A 17,898-nucleotide genomic window follows, 5' to 3' on the forward strand; every position below is an offset into this window, starting at 1 on the left:
CTCAAAAAACTTAAAGGGTTTAAATAGAAAATTTCCAAAGTTAATGTTAAGGCTTCATTTGGAAACTTTGTATTTATAAAGGTAAGTTAAAATACTATATCACTTAGATATTTGTGAGATTAACAATCTTAACTACCATATAAATTGCGACAGCAAAAACCATTAAAGCAAAGACTTTTTGTACAATTGCAGCCGGAATAAAACGAATGGCTCTGCGCCCTAATAACATACCGAATGCACATGCGAGTGCAAACGCACTGGTAATACCTACTGGATAGTGAAAACCCTCTGCAATATGCATCACAATACTTATGCCACTAATGAGAAAAATAATCATGAGTGAGGTTGCAACAATGCTATGCATGTCGAGGTTAGTGACTTTTCTAAGTGCAGGTACGATCACAAAACCACCGCCAACCCCTAACATTCCCGTTAAAAGCCCAGCAATAATCCCGATGCTCGCAAGAACGCCTCCCGTTTTAAAATTCCAGATAAAGCGCCCGGTACTTGGGTTAACCTGACACGGCGGATTATGAAAATCTGATACTCGGTTACTGATGAGTCGATAGCCCACTGTAAACATAACTAAGCTAAACATGAGCATGAGCCAAACAGGAGAAATCGTGTTGGCTATTAAAATTCCGATATGTGCCATAGGTGCGCCAATAATGGCAATCCAGATTGCAGCACGATAACGAACCATCTTTTTAAATAGTCCTTCAATCGTTCCAATCAGTGTAGAAAGCGCAACCGCCAATAAACCAATCGGTGCTGCTTGAGCTACGCTCCAACCTTGACTGGTCATTAGTGCAGGTACAGCAAGAATACCGCCACCGGCACCAGTAAGACCAAGTAAAAAGCCAATCACAATGCCTTCAACGACAAGTAATAACATATTAGAAGCCTAAAATTTCATGTTTTTCATTTGCAATGAACTACTGTATTTACTCGAACCTAGTTCTCACCTTCTTTGGAAGCTTTAACCGCTTCTCAGGAAAAAGCGTTGCTTTGTTTAACCTCTTCCACTCGAACCTAGTTCTCACCTTCTTTGGAAGCTTTAGCCGCTTCTCAGGGTAAAGCGTTGCTTTACTTATCCTCTTAACTCGAACATAGTTCTCGTCTTGCGCTCGTACAAAGCGTTGCTTTGCTTAACCTCGCTCAGGTTTGACCATCCATTCGCGGCCTTTGAGCATGCCTTGCCAATAAATCGGTGGCAAAATTTGCTCTTTGAGTAACCATGCCAAACGAGATGGTTTTTGCCCATCAATCACCCATTTGGGAAAACTTGGAAGTAATTTGCCGCCATAACCAAACTCAGCCAGAACAATCTTTCCACGCTCTACAGTCAGTGGGCATGAACCATAACCGTTGTATTCACAAAAGTTTTGCTCACCTTTTAGTTTCGCAAGAACATTCACAGCGACAATTGGAGCTTGTGCCCGTGCCGCAGCAGCAGTTTTTGCATTAGGTGCATTCATCACGTCGCCTAAAGCAAAAATATTGGCATGTTCGGTATGTTGTAAAGTTTGCGAGTTAACGCTCACCCATCCAGCTTCATCTGTGAGAGTACTGGCACGAATGAAATCAGGCGCTTGTTGCGGTGGAACAACATGCAACATGTCAAAATCGGTTTCGACTAGTTCTGCATTTTCATCGTTTACTACCTTAAACCAAGCCTTCTTCGCAGGCCCATCTACTTTGACAAGTTGATGGTTAAAGTGCAGTTCAGAACCATATTTTTCGACATATTGCATCAGTGCAGGCACATATTCTTTCACACCAAATAAAACACCGCCGGTGTTATAAAAATGGATAGAAATATCTTTAATTTTGCCTTGCTTTAACCAGTAGTCGGCTGAAAGATACATTGCTTTTTGAGGAGCACCAGCACATTTAATCGGCATAGGTGGCTGGGTAAAGATTGCCTTTCCAGCGTTTAGCTGTTGTACCAGTTGCCATGTATAAGGTGCCAAGTCATAACGATAGTTAGAGGTCACCCCATTTTTACCAAGGGTTTCGACTAAACCTTCAATCCCATGCCAATTCAGTTTTAAACCAGGGCATACGACCAACGCTTTATATTGAATCGGTTGGCATCCTTCCAGAATAACCTGATTGTGCTCAGGGTCGAATCCGGCAACGGCAGCTTTCATCCATTTAACTTTGGATGGAATCACACTTGCCATTGAGCGTGCTGTTACTTGCGGCTTAAAAATACCAGCCCCTACCATGGTCCAGCCGGGTTGATAATAATGCGTATCTGCCGGATCAATAATGACAATATCTAAGTTCGGTTCACGGCATAAGAGACTAGACGCTACAGAAATTCCAGCTGCACCAGCCCCCACAATCACAACGCTATAGCAAGGAATCGTTGCTGATTCATGATCCCGTTTTAAAATACGTGGCACTAAGCCTTTCAAGTTAAAACCAAGTTTATTACCTGTTTCGACTAAAAGTGCTGCATTTGAAGGATCAACTTCCGCTAAAGCCCATAGACTGATGGCACGCATGCCAGAGCGGCAATACGCTAAAACAGGTTTCTGAGTATTGTGGTAAAACTGCTTAAACTCGGTAACTTGTTGATCGGTAATTTTGCCACTTGTCACTGGTTGATAAATTACATTTAGGCCATGTCGCTGAGCTGCTTCTTCAATTTCAATCACATTGGGTTGGTCTGCACCTTCTCCATCTGGACGGTTACATATCAGAGTTTTTATCCCCTGATCCGCAATTTTTGCGACTTCATCAGCAGTGATTTGACCAGCAACATAAAAATCTTGATTAATTCGTTTGAGTTCCATATTGCCACCCTAAGATTGCGAAGTTGAGCCACAGGCTTGATTAGCTGGTAATGCTTTATCGATCTGTTTTGGATATGGCAGATTTAAATCATCCATTAATTTAATAAAATCTTCACGTGACCGTTTTTGGCCTAAACGTGAGTTATATAAACGTTCATTAGCAATAGTCGAAGATAAACGTCCTTTATAATCATGTCCCGGATAAACAATTGTATCGTCAGGCAAACTGAAAAGTTGTTTATGAATACTGTCATAGAGCGTTCCAGCATTACCCGCTTGGAAGTCAGTTCGACCACAACCGTCAATTAATAATGCATCCCCAGTGAAAACCATGTTTCCAACCAGATAACTCGTACAAGCATTGGTATGACCTGGTGTATAGCGCGCTTCAATACTAAGGTTGCCCAATTTAAGCGTGCAACCATCTGTGATTAAAATATCTCCGCAATTTACACCTGAATTTCGGTGTAAAACTGATTTGCAATGAAAGCGTTCACGCAGCAAATTCGCAGCCGTAATATGGTCTGCATGAACATGTGTGTCTAAGGTATAGATGAGTGTAAATTGATGCTGCTCTAATTCTTTTGTATAAATCTCTATATCTGATGCGACTGGGTCAATTAAAACAGCCTCAAATGTTTCTTCACATGCAAGCATATATGTATAAGTCGAACTTTCTTGCTCAAAAAACTGTTTAAAGAACATGGTTTATATCCCCAATAATTTATTTCTTTCCTATATTTTGCAAATAAGATGCCAATTATTTCAATTTAAATAATAAATATAAAAATCAAATATTTAAAACAATAAGTAAAATTAAAGTTATAAAATAAATTCAGCTTGATGTTCCTTTGAAACTCAAGTATGTTTCAATGAAACGATTGTGAAACACAGACAATGGCAAAGTTAAATTTTGAGTCAGAACAAGATTTTTTTATTCTATTTGAACAATTAAAGGCTTTATTCCCAAGTGCTAGTCTGTTTTTAGCAGATATAACGACTCAAGCAATTCACTATAAATTTAATACAGATAATATTTCTGTCGAGAGTATGGCAGCTCTGACTCAAGATCATCACAATCAATATCTTGAAATTAATACGCATAAAATTAAAAAGCGATTTATCTATCAGGAAAATGATATTTACATCGCAGAGCATCGCATTATCGGAAAATTGCATATTCTACAGCCCGTTAGCATAGAGAATGATATTGCTGATCAAGTAGAGCTAACAGAACAATTGCAAGACTTGGCTAAAGTTTTCAATAGTTGTTCACCAGAAATGGCCCGTATGTTTTCAATTATTCAAAGGGTGGCAATTACTGAGTTTCCAGTACTCGTCCGAGGCGAATCTGGTAGTGGTAAAGAACTCGTGGCAAAGGCTATTCATGATTATAGCCAACGTAAAAATAAGATCTTTGTTGCCATTAACTGTGCTGCTCTAAATGCCAATATTCTAGAAAGCGAACTCTTCGGGCATGTTAAAGGCGCTTTTACTGGAGCAATTCGCGATCATAAAGGCGTGTTTGAACGTGCCGCGGGCGGAACCCTTTTTCTTGATGAAATTGCCGAGATCCCTTTAGAGCTACAAGCTAAATTATTACGGATACTAGAGACAGGTGAATTTACACCGGTCGGTGGTGAAAAACCTATTCAGGCCAATGTGCGCATTATTACAGCAACGCACAAAGCTTTACGTGAGGAAGCTAAGGCTGGGCGTTTCCGCCACGATCTACTCTATCGTTTACGCGTGATTCCAATTTTTATACCACCTCTTAGGGAACGTAAAGTCGATATTCCACTTATTGTCGATCAGATTTTAAAAGAAAGCTCCACGCAACTGGACACAATGCCTCATCAAGTCAATCAAAAAGCCATGCAAGTTTTGCTTAACTATGATTGGCCGGGGAATGTTCGCGAGCTTAAAAACACATTGCTTTATGCTTTAACAATGGCAAATGGTAAAGATGAAATTGAAGTCGAAGACTTACCGAATGAGCTCTTAAATGCGGATGATTACGTTAAATTACCCGAAGCAAATACGGAACTTAATCCTGAAAATGTGCAAGCAGCTTTAGAAAAATATAATCACAACCTGAATATGGTGGCTAACATTTTTGGAATTAGCCGCACTACGCTTTGGCGATATAGACAAAAACATAAGCTTTAGGTAAGTATTTATCTGATCTAAGGCGTATCATACTGCACTTGGTTAGGTCCGTTAGTTCAAAGGCTTTCTATGATTGTTCGCGATAAAAGCAGCGTTTTTAAACTCTTATTTGCATGGAAAGGAACAGTTCTACCCAAGGTTTTACCCGCGCTAATTTTTGTTGTTCTTATTTCAGCCAGTGTAGTCTGGCTTTCTTATTATCATTGGATTCAAATTCCTACCGTACCCGCAATTGGATTTACCATCTTTGGCGTTATTCTTTCAATTTGTACCGGTTTTAGAAATAACGCGTGTTATGACCGTTGGTGGGAAGGACGCAAGTTATGGGGCGCTTTAATTGCAAATGCAAGGCATATTGTCAGAGATAGTCATGTTCTATCCAATGAACAACGTGAAAATTTAATTCATCAAGTCTTAATTTTTAGTAATTTATTGCGCGACCGTTTGCGCCAACAAACAGCAGAGCCGACGAAATTTCTTGAACATGCCTATTTAAATAACTCTTCACTCGATTATTTAAATGAGCATATTAACGCGCCTCAGTTTGTACTCGAAAATATTCAAAAAGATTTGGTCAAAGCGTTAAAAGATGGCGAAATTAGTGACATTATCTACAGCACATTGACGCGTCATATTGTTGAGCTAGGTAATATTCAAGCAGGTTGTGACCGAATTGCTGGTACACCTTTGCCCTATTCATATTCAGTACTTTTACATCGCGCTGTTTACTGTTTCTGTTTCATATTGCCTTTTAGTCTTGAAGCAGCTTTAGGTATTTGGACACCACTTATTGTTGGCTTAATTGCCTACATGTTTTTAGGGTTAGATGCCTTAAGTGCCCAAATTGAAGAACCTTTTGGTTTACAAGAAAATGATTTACCGCTTGATTCAATTGTTCGTTTGATTGAACGAGAGTCGTTAAGTTCTTTAGGGCAGCCATTACCCCCTATTATTGAAGCCCAAAATAACAATTTACTTTAATAAAAAAGAGCGAATTATCGCTCTTTTTTAGATTTAAAGGTTTATTTATGGTTGTACGATAATCTTAACGGCGGACTCATTGTTATGAATTAAGGTTTCAAAACCTTGTGAAATCAAATCATCAAGCTGAATACGCTGGGTAATAAAAGGTTCCAGATTTATTTTACCTTCTTCGACTAGCTTAATGGTTTCCTGATGGTCATTGACGTAGGCAATTGTTCCTCGCACATCAAGCTCTTTCATCACCACACTATGCACATTAATTGATGCTGGATGGCTCCAGATCGAAACAATAACAATAACGCCTGTTGGTTTCACTGCCGCAACCAAAGTATCTAAAACTTTGTTAACGCTACTACATTCAAATGCAACATCGACGCCATCACCATTGGTGATTTTCATGACCTCAGAAACCACATCAACTTCTGATGGATCTAAAATATAATCTGCGACTCCCGACTCTTTGGCTTTTTCTTTACGTTTTGCACTCAGCTCGGTAATGATGACGGTAAGTCCTTTGGCCTTTAAAATTGCCGAAAGTAATAAACCAATTGGCCCTGCACCACCAACCAGAGCAATATCACCAGCCTTCGCGCCACTGCGGACATAAGCATGATGACCAACCGATAACGGTTCAATCAATGCAGCTTGATCAAGTGGAATTTTATTAGAGATTGGGTGTACCCAACGACGCTTAACCGCAATTTTTTCCGACAAACCGCCTCCACGACCACCTAAACCAATAAAGTTCATATTTTTGGAAAGATGATAATTATCTCCCGGTCCAGTCGGAACATCCTCGCCCACAATATAAGGCTCTACGACCACATGTTGACCGACTTCAATATCATCAACACCTTCACCTACGGCATAGACAACACCAGAAAACTCATGTCCCATCGTAATCGGCGCAGATTCACCTGAAATAGGATGCGGATGTCCACACGGTGGAATAAAAATCGGTCCTTCCATAAATTCATGCAAATCTGTACCACAAATTCCACACCAAGCAACCTTAATGCCTACAGTGCCGGGAGTGACTTCTGGTTCTGGGATATCCTCAATACGGATATCGCCTCTGTCATAAAAACGCGCTGCTTTCATTATTATCTCCCTCAAATCAGGATGTTGTTTTAACGATAGACAATTCCGCCGTCCGTTAAAATAGATTGACCCGTAATGTAATCTGAATCTTCACTTGCTAAAAAAGCAACTAATGCAGCTACATCCTCTGGCGTTTGGGCTCTACCTAAAGCAATGCCTTCTACATATTTTTTATAAGTTTCACCTATAGCCGCACCGGTAATTTCAGCAAACCGTTTATCGATTTCAACCCACATGTCGGTTCCAACAATTCCGGGACAATATCCGGTTACCGTAATACCATGACTGGCATATTCTTTTGCGGCGGCTTGGGTAAGCGCACGCACTGCAAACTTGGTAGCAGAATAAACACCTAGCAAAGCAAACCCGTCGTGGCCTGCAATTGAGCAAGCATTAATGATTTTACCTTTATGTTGGCGTTGCTTAAATTTTGCAGCAGCAGCCTGTATGCCCCACAGTACACCGCCAATATTGATATCAACGATTTTGTGAAATTCATCAGGTGTCGTATCAGCAATAGCCTGAACCTGAGCAATTCCAGCATTATTAATCATGATGTCAAAGCCACCAAGCGTCTGTTCAGCATGATTTATAGCGGCATACACTTGTTCGTGGTCACTGACATCGGCAATAAACGTACTGGCATTTACGCCTAGAGCTTGAATCTCTTGCTGTACAGCATTGAGTCGATCTTGTTTCGTATCGACCAATGCAATGTGTACACCCTCTTGTGCCAAGCGCAGGGCAATCCCACGGCCAATGCCTTGAGCTGCCCCTGTCACTAAAGCGACCCTATCTTTTAATCCCTTAATCATTCTTCAACTCCTGTAAATGTAGAATTTCTACATATGAATTGCACGTTGCATTGAAGCCAAAATGGATTCATGCATGGCTTCTGATAATGTTGGATGTGGGAAAATGACTTGAGCTAGACTTTCATCAGTCGCTTCTAGATATTTAGCAATGGCGAAACCTTGAATTTGCTCGGTCACTTCATGGCCCACCATGTGTGCACCAAGTAATTCACCCGTTTCTGCATGTATGATAGTTTTAACGAAACCTGACGCATCTCCAATTGCTAAAGCTTTGCCATTCGCAGTTAAAGAAAACTTGCCGATTCGTACGGGTAAGTTCTGAGCTTTTGCTGCACTTTCTGTCAGACCAATGCTAGCCACTTGTGGATGAGTGAAAATACAACCTGGAATTTGGCTACGGTCGAGTGAATGCACGTTTGCTACGCCAGCAATTTTTTCGACACATATCATTGCTTCATGGCTTGCTTTATGGGCAAGACACGGTGCTCCAGCAACATCACCAATGGCATAAAGCCCTACTACGTTGGTTTTACAATAATCGTCAATTGCCACAAAACCTTGCGGGTTCAGTTCTACGCCTAAACATTCCAGTCCTAGTCCCGCAGTATTAGGCTGTACACCAATTGCCGAAAGCACACGATCAAAAACGACTGTTTGAACATCATTTGCCGTTTCAATTACACAGTGAACTTGCCCATTTTCAATTTGAATACTTTGAACAACAGCATCCGTTAGGACCTTCATTCCTTTTTGTTCAAATTGTTTTCTAACGTATTGAGCAACTTCTGCATCTTCGGTCGGTAGAATCTGCTTAGCTAAATCAATAAGCGTGACCTGACACCCCAAGTCTTGATAGAGGCTGGCAAACTCACTACCAATTGCACCCGAACCAACGACGAGTAAACTTTTTGGCAGTTCTTCTGGAATAAGCGCTTCTTTATAGCTCCAGACATATGTTCCATCGACAAGAAGCTGAGGAACATGTCGAGCTTTAGCTCCAGTTGCCAAAATAATATGTGGGGCGCTCAAAGCCTGACTATTACCTTGAGTATCTGTCACTTCAAGTTTTTCTTTCGCTGTAAGTTGAGCCCGACCATTAAACACAGTCACTTGATTCTTTTTTAGCAAGTAATCAATGCCCTCTACCAACTGTGCTGACACTTGTCGGCTATGTTGCACAAGCTTTTGAATATCAAAATCGAGTTGAGATACCTGAAAACCAAACTGTGCTGCATTTTTAAATTGAGTTGCCAACTCTGCGCCAGCCAATAGAGCTTTGGTTGGAATACACCCCCAATTCAGGCATATTCCGCCCAAATGCTGCTCTTCTACAATTGCGGTTTTTAGCCCGAGCTGGGCTGCACGAATTGCAGCCACATATCCACCCGGTCCCGCACCAATCACAATCAAATCGAATTGAGTTTCTGACATGCGGGTTCTCCTACACCAAAATTAAAGCAGGGTTTTCAACAAACTGCTTAAAGCTGGCCAAGAATTTCGCCCCAACTGCACCATCAATGACTCGGTGATCACATGACAATGTCGCTGTGACAATCTCACGAACCACTACATTTCCATTTTCAACGACAGCACGTGGTTCTGAAGTACCCAATGCCATAATTGCGCCTTGCGGTGGATTAATAATGGCATCGAACTGTTTAACGCCTAGCATTCCTAAATTTGAAATGCTAAAGCTGCCTCCCTGAAATTCATCAGGTTGTAACTTGCCAGTCTTGGCACGCGTTGCCAAATCACGCATGTCATCGGAAATCTGTGCTAAAGACTTCTGATTAGCGGCTTTCACGATTGGTGTGATTAAACCGTTTGGAATCGCCACAGCCACCGAAATATCTGCTTGTGAAAATTGCAGAATCGACTGTGTGGCTTCATCAAATTGAACATTCACTTCAGGTACTTTAATGAGTGCTGCTGCGGCGGCTTTAATGAGCATGTCATTAATAGAAAGTTTCACCTGTGGAACAGTCTCATTAATCTGCTTACGTAAATTTTGAAGTGCTTCCACGTTTAGATCGACTACAAGACGGAAATGTGGCGCATTACGTTTTGCCGCTTGCAAGCGTGAGGCAATCGCTTTACGCATACCATTCATTGCGACAGTCGTAATTGTCGATTGTGGTTGAGCAACAGCACATTGTGTAGACTGTTCACTTCCCGCCGTTGGGTTATTACGGTTGTAAACCGCTTCAACATCTTCTTTGCAAACGCGGCCTCGGGTACCTGAAACACGGCAGTCATTAAGGTTAATGCCCCATTGTCTTGCCAAACGGTGTGCAACAGGTGTTGCTAGAACTTGGCTATCATCGGCAGTTGACTTAACCACTTTAGCTTGATGTTGCTGTTTAACATCAGGCCACTGGCCTCCAGCAGCTTGCACACCTTTTTGAATGTCTTGAACACTAATACGTCCTTCACGACCAGAACCCGTCACTTTTGCCAAATTAACATTATGCTTTTCAGCAAGTCTCAAGGCATGCGGGGTTGCAAAAAGCTCATTAGATGCTTGATAGCCTTGTAATGACTCGGGTACAGCGTAATCACCTTTAGTAGCTTTTAATGGAACCGAAGCACTAGTTGCTACAGTCATTGGTTGTTCCGCTTTTTCAACAACAGCAGGTACAGATGTTTCCGCTTTACTTTGTTCTGAAGATGTTTCAGGTGCTTTAGCTGCCGCACCACCCAATGATGCAATAAACTTCTCAATTTCAGCATCAGAAACTTGGCTTTCAGCACACACAGCAATAAGACCACCTACAGGTAAAGTATCACCGTCTTTTGCTAAGATTTTACGGAGTGTTCCCGCAAAAGGTGCTTCTAATACATTGACGATTTTCGTGGTTTCAATTTCACAAATTTCATCGCCCTTATTAAAGCTATCGCCTTCTTTAATCAGCCATTGGGCAATCGTGCCTTCTTCCATGGATAATCCCCATTTCGGGATCTCCAGCGTTTTAATTTCGCTCATCCTAAGCCTCCAATGTTTTTCGCACAGCTTGCTCAATACGCTCTACACTTGGAATCCATTCTTTTTCTAAAACTGGAGAGAATGGAACAGGCGTATGTGGTGGCGTTACGAGTTCAACAGGTGCTTTTAAATAATGGAAACCTTTCTGTGCCACCAATGCAGCAACATCATGACCAAAACCACAGCGTGCCGCTGACTCATCCACAATCACAACACGCCCAGTTGATGCCACAGACTCTAAAATTCCTTCTTCATCAAGAGGCGAAATTGTTCGAGGGTCTACTACTTCAACCGAAATACCATCTTTTGCTAGCTTATCTGCTACTTCATTAGCGCGGTGTACCATCAAACCTAAAGCAATAATGGTCACGTCCGTACCTTCTCGGGTGTAATTCGCTACCCCAAAAGGAATGGTATAGGCTTCATCAGGAACATCACCTTTAATGTCATAGAGCATTTTGTGCTCACAGAACACGACAGGGTCGTCATCTCGAATTGCTTGAATTAAAAGTCCTTTCACATCATATGGGCTAGATGGAACCACAACTTTTAAGCCCGGAACCGCAGCGAATACGTTATATGGTGACTGAGAGTGTTGAGCTGCTGCAGAAAAACCAGCACCAATCATACCGCGAACAACCATTGGCGCTTTTGCTTTACCACCGAACATATAACGGAATTTTGCAGCTTGGTTATAGAGCATGTCATGACACACGCCATAAAAATCCATAAACATTAGATCGGCAACAGGACGTAAACCAGTTGCAGCAGCACCAGCCGCCATACCAATAATTGCAGATTCAGTAATTGGCGTATCAATGACACGTTCCGAACCAAATTCTGTCCACAAACCTTTAGTTACACCCAGCACACCACCGAAACCTTCAAGCTGGTTATCTTCGGTATTTTTACCGCCATGTCCACCGCGTACATCTTCCCCTACAACAAACACAGTTGGGTCACGGCGCATTTCTGATTCAATGGCTTCTTTAATTGCATTACGAAAACTTTTATTTGGCATCTTTACTATTCCTTTAGTAAGAGACATAGACGTCGGTAAGGAGTTGTTCTGGTTTTGGATATGCCGCAGCACGAGCTTTAGCAACTGCATCATCAACGTTTGCCTTAGACACTGCATCAATCTCGTCTAATTTAGCTTCATCAATTTTGCCTTTAACTTTTTCTCGGAAAATTTTCAAAGGGTCTTTATTTTCTTTAACAAAGTCGACTTCCTCTTTTGAGCGAATGAGCCCTGGGTCACCTTCAAAATGTCCATAAAAACGGTTAGTAATCGTTTCAATAACACTTGGCCCTTCACCACGGCGTGCACGTTCAATGGCAGTTTGAGCCGCTTCATATACAGCAAAGAAATCAGTACCATCGACTTTAACTGCCGGCAAACCAAAACCTGCTGCACGCCCAGCAATGTCTTTACTTCCTACCGCGTAGTCATGACCTGTACCCTCACCAAACCCATTATTCTCAAAGACAAAAATCACAGGAAGTTTAAGTACGACAGCCATGTTCATCGCTTCGAAAGTAAGGCCCTGATTTGAACCACCATCACCTGTAAAAGAAAGCCCAACACCGCCTGTCTTTAATGTTTTAGCTGTTAGCGCAGCACCAATTGCCAAAGGAGGTCCACCACCCACAATCCCGTTGGCGCCAAGCATGCCTTTGTCTAAATCGGCAATATGCATAGAGCCGCCTTTTCCTCGGCACAGCCCATCATCTTTACCGAAAATTTCCAGCATCATGCCGTGAATGTCACAGCCTTTTGCAATACAGTGTCCATGGCCACGATGGGTTGAAGTGATGTAGTCTTTATCTGTTAAATTCTCACAAATACCGACTGCTACAGCCTCTTCACCACTATATAAGTGAATAAAGCCGGGAATATCACCATTGGTATTTTCTTCGTGAAGTCGATCTTCAAATTCACGAATATCACGCATGCTTTTATATGCTGCGAGTAATTGCTCTTCCGTTAATTGCATATCCTTTTCCTTTATTATCTTGATTTCAAAAATCAACCAAGTTTCAAGCGAAAATTCTAGTTCGCTATAAATACTTAAACTTAAATTCAATAATTGATCTATTAGACTAAAAAGTTTTTATTTAAAATATTTTCAATTAAATTATTAATTTCAAAAACTTAACAACTCAAAATAAATTTAAAAAATTTTTATAATTTTCATTGGCTTGCAAAACAAACCTTTAACCAACCTTTGTTATTTTATAATACTCGCCACACCCTGTGTTTATAATTAATTGTGACTTATTAAGGAAATTTAAATTAGTCTTTAAATTAAATAGGCAGGAGTTTAAGTAAGTTTTAAATAAAATGGAATTATTAATATGGATTTTAAAAGACAAGTGGAAACTGGTGTTAAATTACGGGGAGCTGATAAAGTCGCCCGTATTCCAATTAAGGTTTTACCAACAGAAGAGTTGCCAACTAAACCTGAGTGGATTAGAGCAAAAATTACAGATTTTGAAGAAATTAAACGTATAAAAAACCTTTTACGTCAGCAAAAGTTACATAGCGTTTGCGAAGAAGCGGCATGTCCGAATTTACCGGAATGCTTTGGTGGAGGTACAGCAACGTTTATGATTATGGGTGATATCTGCACCAGACGTTGCCCTTTTTGTGATGTCGCTCATGGTCGCCCAAAACCCCTAGACGAAGATGAACCTAAACATTTGGCAGAAACGGTCGCAAACCTAAACTTAAAATATGTAGTGATTACCTCTGTAGACCGTGATGATCTACACGATGGGGGCGCTGCACATTTTGTAAAATGCATTGAAGAGATCAGAAAACGCTGTCCAGAAACTTTGATTGAAATTTTGGTACCCGATTTTCGCGGTCGTTTGGAGACAGCTCTTTCGACTTTGAGCTTATCTCCTCCCGATGTTTTTAATCACAATATCGAAACTGTTCCTCGTTTATATAAGGCAATGCGTCCAGGCTCAGACTATCAACATTCATTGGAACTACTAAAACGCTTTAAAGCATATTGTCCCGATATCAAAACCAAATCTGGTTTAATGGTTGGATTAGGAGAAATTGAAGCAGAAGTACTTGCCCTACTGAACGACTTAAAAGATTATCAAGTAGACCTTATTACCATTGGACAGTACTTGCAGCCTTCAAAGTCACATGCACCCATTCATCGATTTGTAAATTTACAAGAATTTGAAAGATATACGCGACATGGCAAACGGCTAGGTTTTAAAAATATCTGGAGTGCTCCTATGGTCCGTTCAAGCTACTTTGCTGACCGACAATATTTTGGAGAAGAAGTACCAAAGCCTTTTAGTCGAAAAGATGTCTTATCTTAAGGATCATGTAATTAACAAAACTTATCCAATAGGCTAATGGTCAAGACTTATAAAAGTATTTAAGGTAAGGAGATAACGAGGAAATAGTCACAATAAAAAAGTTATAACGGTTGAGCGGCTACGGATACGCCATTTCAATGATAAAGGAATTTCGATATGGATATGTCAGAACAATTATCATCGCCTTTTATAAATAATACTCCCCCCTTATTTCGGCCGGAAAAGTCATCTCATTCTCAACAATTAGGAAAAAAGCCATCACTTGACCTTGAAGCAGCTCCTATATTTGACCTAAGTGAAGAATGGGAACATTCATTATTCGGGCGTTCTATTCATGAGTGTCACCGAAACTTAATGCATATTGCCGAAGATGCCGATATGGCAATCGGTGTGACCGACCCACATGGCACCCTACTTTGGACATGGAGCAGTCATCCTATGCGCTCTTCGGCAGAGCAAGTTCATTTTGTTGAAGGGGGTCAGTGGTCTACTCAAGCAGTGGGGCAAAATGCAATTGGTTTAGCATTAAATACTCATTCAGCTAACTGCGTTTACTCACACGAAAACCAAATGAATAGTGTAAGAGATTGGGTCTGCTATGCAGCGCCGATTACCGATGCAAACACAGGCCAGTTTTATGGGATTATGAATTTATCGACTAAATATCAAAAGCATAACTCGTTAGGTATTTTAGCCGTTGAGAGATGTGCGGACATTGTTAAACAAGCAATTCAGCTTCACCAGAAGAATATTTTATACATTAAGGCCTTTGGAACTCCAAAAGTTCAATATAACCAACGCAGCCTTACTTTAACTCAACGTCAAATTGAGATTCTGTGCATTCTGACACTGTGCCCTGAAGGTATTAATCTTGAAGAGCTTCACTATGCGTTATATGGTGATCGGCCAGTAAGTACCACCACTTTAAAAGCAGAACTTTCTCAACTCAGAAACTTAATTCCCGATGTGATCGAGTCTCGCCCTTACAGACTTAACTGTGAAATTCAATGTGATTTTTTAATGGCAGAACAAGCATTAAATTTAGGCTTCACATCGACAACATTAACGCTTTACAGAGGGAGTTTTTTAGCTAAATCGGAAAGTCCATTTTTGTGTGCATGGAGAGATTGTTTTGATGCTCGCTTAAGTCATGTGATTTATCAGATTGAAGATGTTGATCAATTATTACGAGTCGTCAGTCGTGTACCTGACCGTGTAGACGCAGTTGAGCGTTTGCTTGAATTATTGCCTGAAGACACGCCTTATCGAACCAAACTGTTAAAACTACTCGAATAAAATAAAAGGGAGAATATCCATACGATATCCTCCCTTTTTAAGATAAGATCAAGCAGAGGCTTGAAGCTGTACCTTATAGCAATCGTCTAAAGCTAACTCATAATACCGCAGCCCTTCTTCCGCGGCATGAAATGCTTTTTGCTGCCAGTCGGGACGATCATTACATAAACGCTTAATCAGCTCCATGGCTTCATAAGGATGAAGATCATCATAGTGAGCATGCGCACGCAACCAAGCTAAAGAACGTTTATCAATCGTTACTTCAGGATGATCAGTATAGGTATGAATACCCTTATAGACCTGAATCGACCAATCCCCAGTTGCCCACTCAATTGCCAGATTTGTTGCAGCAAGGCATTCTGCTAAATTACCACGATGACTCATATTCCATAAGAAATGGTTCACCGCATTCATCGCAGCTGGCGGTCGTACATGATCAAGCTCATCAACAGTTAAGCCAAAACCTCCAGCCCAGTCGCGATACCATTTTAAGTGTCGCTCTTCTACCTTAATATTCTGGATTAACCAATCTCGTGCTTCTGTAACGCCAGGTTCAGAAAACCCCGTTGCTTTGCCTAACGCCCCTGCCATATATGACGGGAAATGCGCGACTAATGGATAGAAATTAAGTAAAGCATAACGGAAACTATCTAGGCTCAATCCCCCATTGGCCATTTCCGAAAAAAACGGATGTTTACTCACCCGTTCTTTCGCTGGTAGCAGGTCATCCCAGAACTGCTGTGACCATCCATTATGCGGTGTAATTTCTAAATGCATTCCATATTGATTTAGAGCAGTCATTGCTAATTTTCCTATTTATATGACAGCAATCATCTGTATTTCACGGTATAAGTCTATCCGAAAATGATAAAGATACAATCGTTAATCGACCATTTGTAACTTTTTTCGATGGATTGTGAATCTTTAGATAATTGTTACGCTAATCATTGAAATGTCGTGATTTTTATCACATTTAACTTAGATAAAAATCATTACTTTTTTAAAAAAACTGTATTATTATTTTGAATAAATCACACATTATATAATCAATATTTTTAGATGGAACTTTACTAAAATAAGTCTCATTTTATGACAACTTCCAATATAGTGAGCATTAATTATGAAGTTGCAGGGTTCCAATATATTGGGACAGGAACAAATAGATTTATTAACCACACGAGGATTAAATTTCGTATGGTTTCCAAAGCAGCTTGAAACGATTTATCGTTTTCAATACCAAAATGGTGCTGCCTATGAGTTCCGCTATAGAGCGCCTATTATTTTAATATTATATATATTTTTAAGCTTTGGTATATATCAAGTTTTACCAACTGAGCAAGTTTTACCCTGGTTTAGCTATTATTCATGGGTAGGCATAATCATTCTTATCGCCTGGATTTTATCATTTATTAAAAAATTAAATCAGTATTTTGATTATTATGTAGGAGTCGGTTCAGCTTTAGCTGTGGCAATCACTTTTATTTTAATTAACGTCATTGAAAATGGCCAAGATAATGTTCTTTTTCATGCAGCGATGATGTATGCGATTGTGATTATCTATGGTGCGGTAGGTATGCGCTTTTATACGGCCATATTTTCTGGATGGATGGGCGGGCTTGTTGGAATTTTGATAAGTAATTACTTAAATGGGGTGATCGACTGGACCTTCTTGAACCGGACTTACACCTTCAGTAGTTTTTTAGGAATGACCCTCGCCTATGCAACTGACCGTCAACATAGAGAAAACTATTTACAAAACTGCATGATTGAGCTGAATCGTATTGAACTGATGCAGCAAGCACAGCAATTATCTTTACTTTCACAGCAAGATGCACTCACCGGTTTAGCCAATCGACGCTATCTAGATGAAACACTTGATAATGAATGGCGCCGTGCTTTACGACATGAAATGCCCCTGACCATCATGATGGTCGATATCGACTATTTTAAAGCATACAACGACACTTTAGGACATCTAAAGGGAGATGAATGCTTAAAAGAAATCGCAATTGCTATTTCTTCTATTGCTGCACGCAGTGGTGATTTAGTTGCTCGTTATGGCGGCGAAGAATTTTTACTCTTATTCCCAATGACAAATGCTCAGCAAGCCTTGATCCAAGTTGAACGTTTAATGAATGCTATTGATAAAATTGCAATTAAACACCCATGTAGTGATGTTTCACCACAAGTCACTATTAGTGTTGGAGTCGCAACCACAATTCCACGTCTAAACGATTCAATTTCTGCTTTTGTAGCTCGTGCTGACCATGCTTTGTATAAAGCAAAAACCAATGGGCGTAATCAATATAAGATTGCTGTAAACGAAGAACAAATTGTAGATTTAACTTAAAAAGTCAGACTTCTATTCAAAATGACTTTTGACTAATTATTATCTCTCTTA

Annotated in this window: 15 protein-coding genes; 5 read left to right on the plus strand and 10 right to left on the minus strand. The window is 40.5% G+C overall.

Features of this window, described 5'->3' with window-relative positions; genetic code table 11:
• Positions 1-103: 103 nt before the first annotated feature.
• The 3 genes from F936_RS10645 to F936_RS10655 all read right to left on the minus strand — a co-directional run bounded on the left by F936_RS10645 (position 104) and on the right by F936_RS10655 (position 3,509).
• Positions 104-895, minus strand: coding sequence for a sulfite exporter TauE/SafE family protein (locus F936_RS10645; RefSeq protein ID WP_005047342.1), 792 nt, complete (start codon positions 893-895; stop codon positions 104-106).
• Positions 896-1,148: 253 nt separating this feature from the next.
• Positions 1,149-2,804 (minus strand): bifunctional protein tyrosine phosphatase family protein/NAD(P)/FAD-dependent oxidoreductase, encoded by a 1,656-nt coding sequence (locus F936_RS10650; protein WP_005047343.1) that lies wholly within the window; start codon positions 2,802-2,804, stop codon positions 1,149-1,151.
• Between the two features lie 9 nt (positions 2,805-2,813).
• Positions 2,814-3,509, minus strand: a complete 696-nt coding sequence (locus F936_RS10655) for an MBL fold metallo-hydrolase (protein WP_005047344.1) — start codon at positions 3,507-3,509, stop codon at positions 2,814-2,816.
• Positions 3,510-3,701: 192 nt separating this feature from the next.
• On the opposite strand from F936_RS10655, the gene F936_RS10660 reads away from it, so the two are divergent.
• Together F936_RS10660 and F936_RS10665 are read left to right on the plus strand one after the other, a co-directional pair.
• Complete coding sequence (locus F936_RS10660; protein ID WP_005047345.1) at positions 3,702-4,973, plus strand: sigma-54 interaction domain-containing protein; 1,272 nt, start codon at positions 3,702-3,704, stop codon at positions 4,971-4,973.
• 69 nt (positions 4,974-5,042) lie between these two features.
• Positions 5,043-5,954 (plus strand): bestrophin family protein, encoded by a 912-nt coding sequence (locus tag F936_RS10665; protein WP_005047346.1) that lies wholly within the window; start codon positions 5,043-5,045, stop codon positions 5,952-5,954.
• Between the two features lie 45 nt (positions 5,955-5,999).
• On the opposite strand, the gene F936_RS10670 is transcribed toward F936_RS10665, so the two are convergent.
• Genes F936_RS10670 through F936_RS10695 form a run of 6 tightly spaced genes read right to left on the minus strand, consistent with a single transcriptional unit; the run spans position 6,000 to position 12,853 of the window.
• Positions 6,000-7,058 carry a 2,3-butanediol dehydrogenase gene (locus F936_RS10670; RefSeq protein WP_004642737.1) on the minus strand — a complete coding sequence of 353 codons (1,059 nt, stop codon included), beginning with the start codon at positions 7,056-7,058 and terminating at the stop codon, positions 6,000-6,002.
• 29 nt (positions 7,059-7,087) lie between these two features.
• Positions 7,088-7,873 (minus strand): acetoin reductase, encoded by a 786-nt coding sequence (locus F936_RS10675; protein WP_005047347.1) that lies wholly within the window; start codon positions 7,871-7,873, stop codon positions 7,088-7,090.
• Between the two features lie 27 nt (positions 7,874-7,900).
• Positions 7,901-9,304 (minus strand): dihydrolipoyl dehydrogenase, encoded by a 1,404-nt coding sequence (gene lpdA / locus F936_RS10680; protein WP_005047348.1) that lies wholly within the window; start codon positions 9,302-9,304, stop codon positions 7,901-7,903.
• A gap of 10 nt (positions 9,305-9,314) precedes the next feature.
• Positions 9,315-10,856, minus strand: a complete 1,542-nt coding sequence (locus F936_RS10685; protein ID WP_005047349.1) for a 2-oxo acid dehydrogenase subunit E2 — start codon at positions 10,854-10,856, stop codon at positions 9,315-9,317.
• A gap of 1 nt (position 10,857) precedes the next feature.
• Positions 10,858-11,877, minus strand: coding sequence for an alpha-ketoacid dehydrogenase subunit beta (locus F936_RS10690; RefSeq protein WP_005047350.1), 1,020 nt, complete (start codon positions 11,875-11,877; stop codon positions 10,858-10,860).
• Between the two features lie 13 nt (positions 11,878-11,890).
• On the minus strand, positions 11,891-12,853 hold the full coding sequence (locus tag F936_RS10695; protein WP_004642729.1) for a thiamine pyrophosphate-dependent dehydrogenase E1 component subunit alpha: 963 nt from the start codon (positions 12,851-12,853) through the stop codon (positions 11,891-11,893).
• A 361-nt stretch (positions 12,854-13,214) separates the two neighbouring features.
• Between F936_RS10695 and lipA the strand changes: the two genes are divergently transcribed.
• Both lipA and F936_RS10705 read left to right on the plus strand, forming a co-directional pair.
• A complete protein-coding gene (gene lipA, locus F936_RS10700) occupies positions 13,215-14,201 on the plus strand; it encodes a lipoyl synthase (RefSeq protein WP_005047351.1) in 987 nt (328 codons plus the stop codon).
• A gap of 156 nt (positions 14,202-14,357) precedes the next feature.
• Positions 14,358-15,497, plus strand: a complete 1,140-nt coding sequence (locus tag F936_RS10705; protein ID WP_005047352.1) for a hypothetical protein — start codon at positions 14,358-14,360, stop codon at positions 15,495-15,497.
• 48 nt (positions 15,498-15,545) lie between these two features.
• Here F936_RS10705 and F936_RS10710 read toward each other — a convergent pair whose 3' ends face one another.
• Positions 15,546-16,298 (minus strand): iron-containing redox enzyme family protein, encoded by a 753-nt coding sequence (locus tag F936_RS10710; protein WP_003651630.1) that lies wholly within the window; start codon positions 16,296-16,298, stop codon positions 15,546-15,548.
• Between the two features lie 319 nt (positions 16,299-16,617).
• Between F936_RS10710 and F936_RS10715 the strand changes: the two genes are divergently transcribed.
• Entirely contained in the window at positions 16,618-17,847 is a 1,230-nt protein-coding gene (locus tag F936_RS10715) for a GGDEF domain-containing protein (RefSeq protein ID WP_005047354.1), read from the plus strand.
• Positions 17,848-17,898 lie beyond the last annotated feature (51 nt).

Source organism: Acinetobacter calcoaceticus DSM 30006 = CIP 81.8, from assembly GCF_000368965.1.
GTDB lineage: Bacteria > Pseudomonadota > Gammaproteobacteria > Pseudomonadales > Moraxellaceae > Acinetobacter > Acinetobacter calcoaceticus.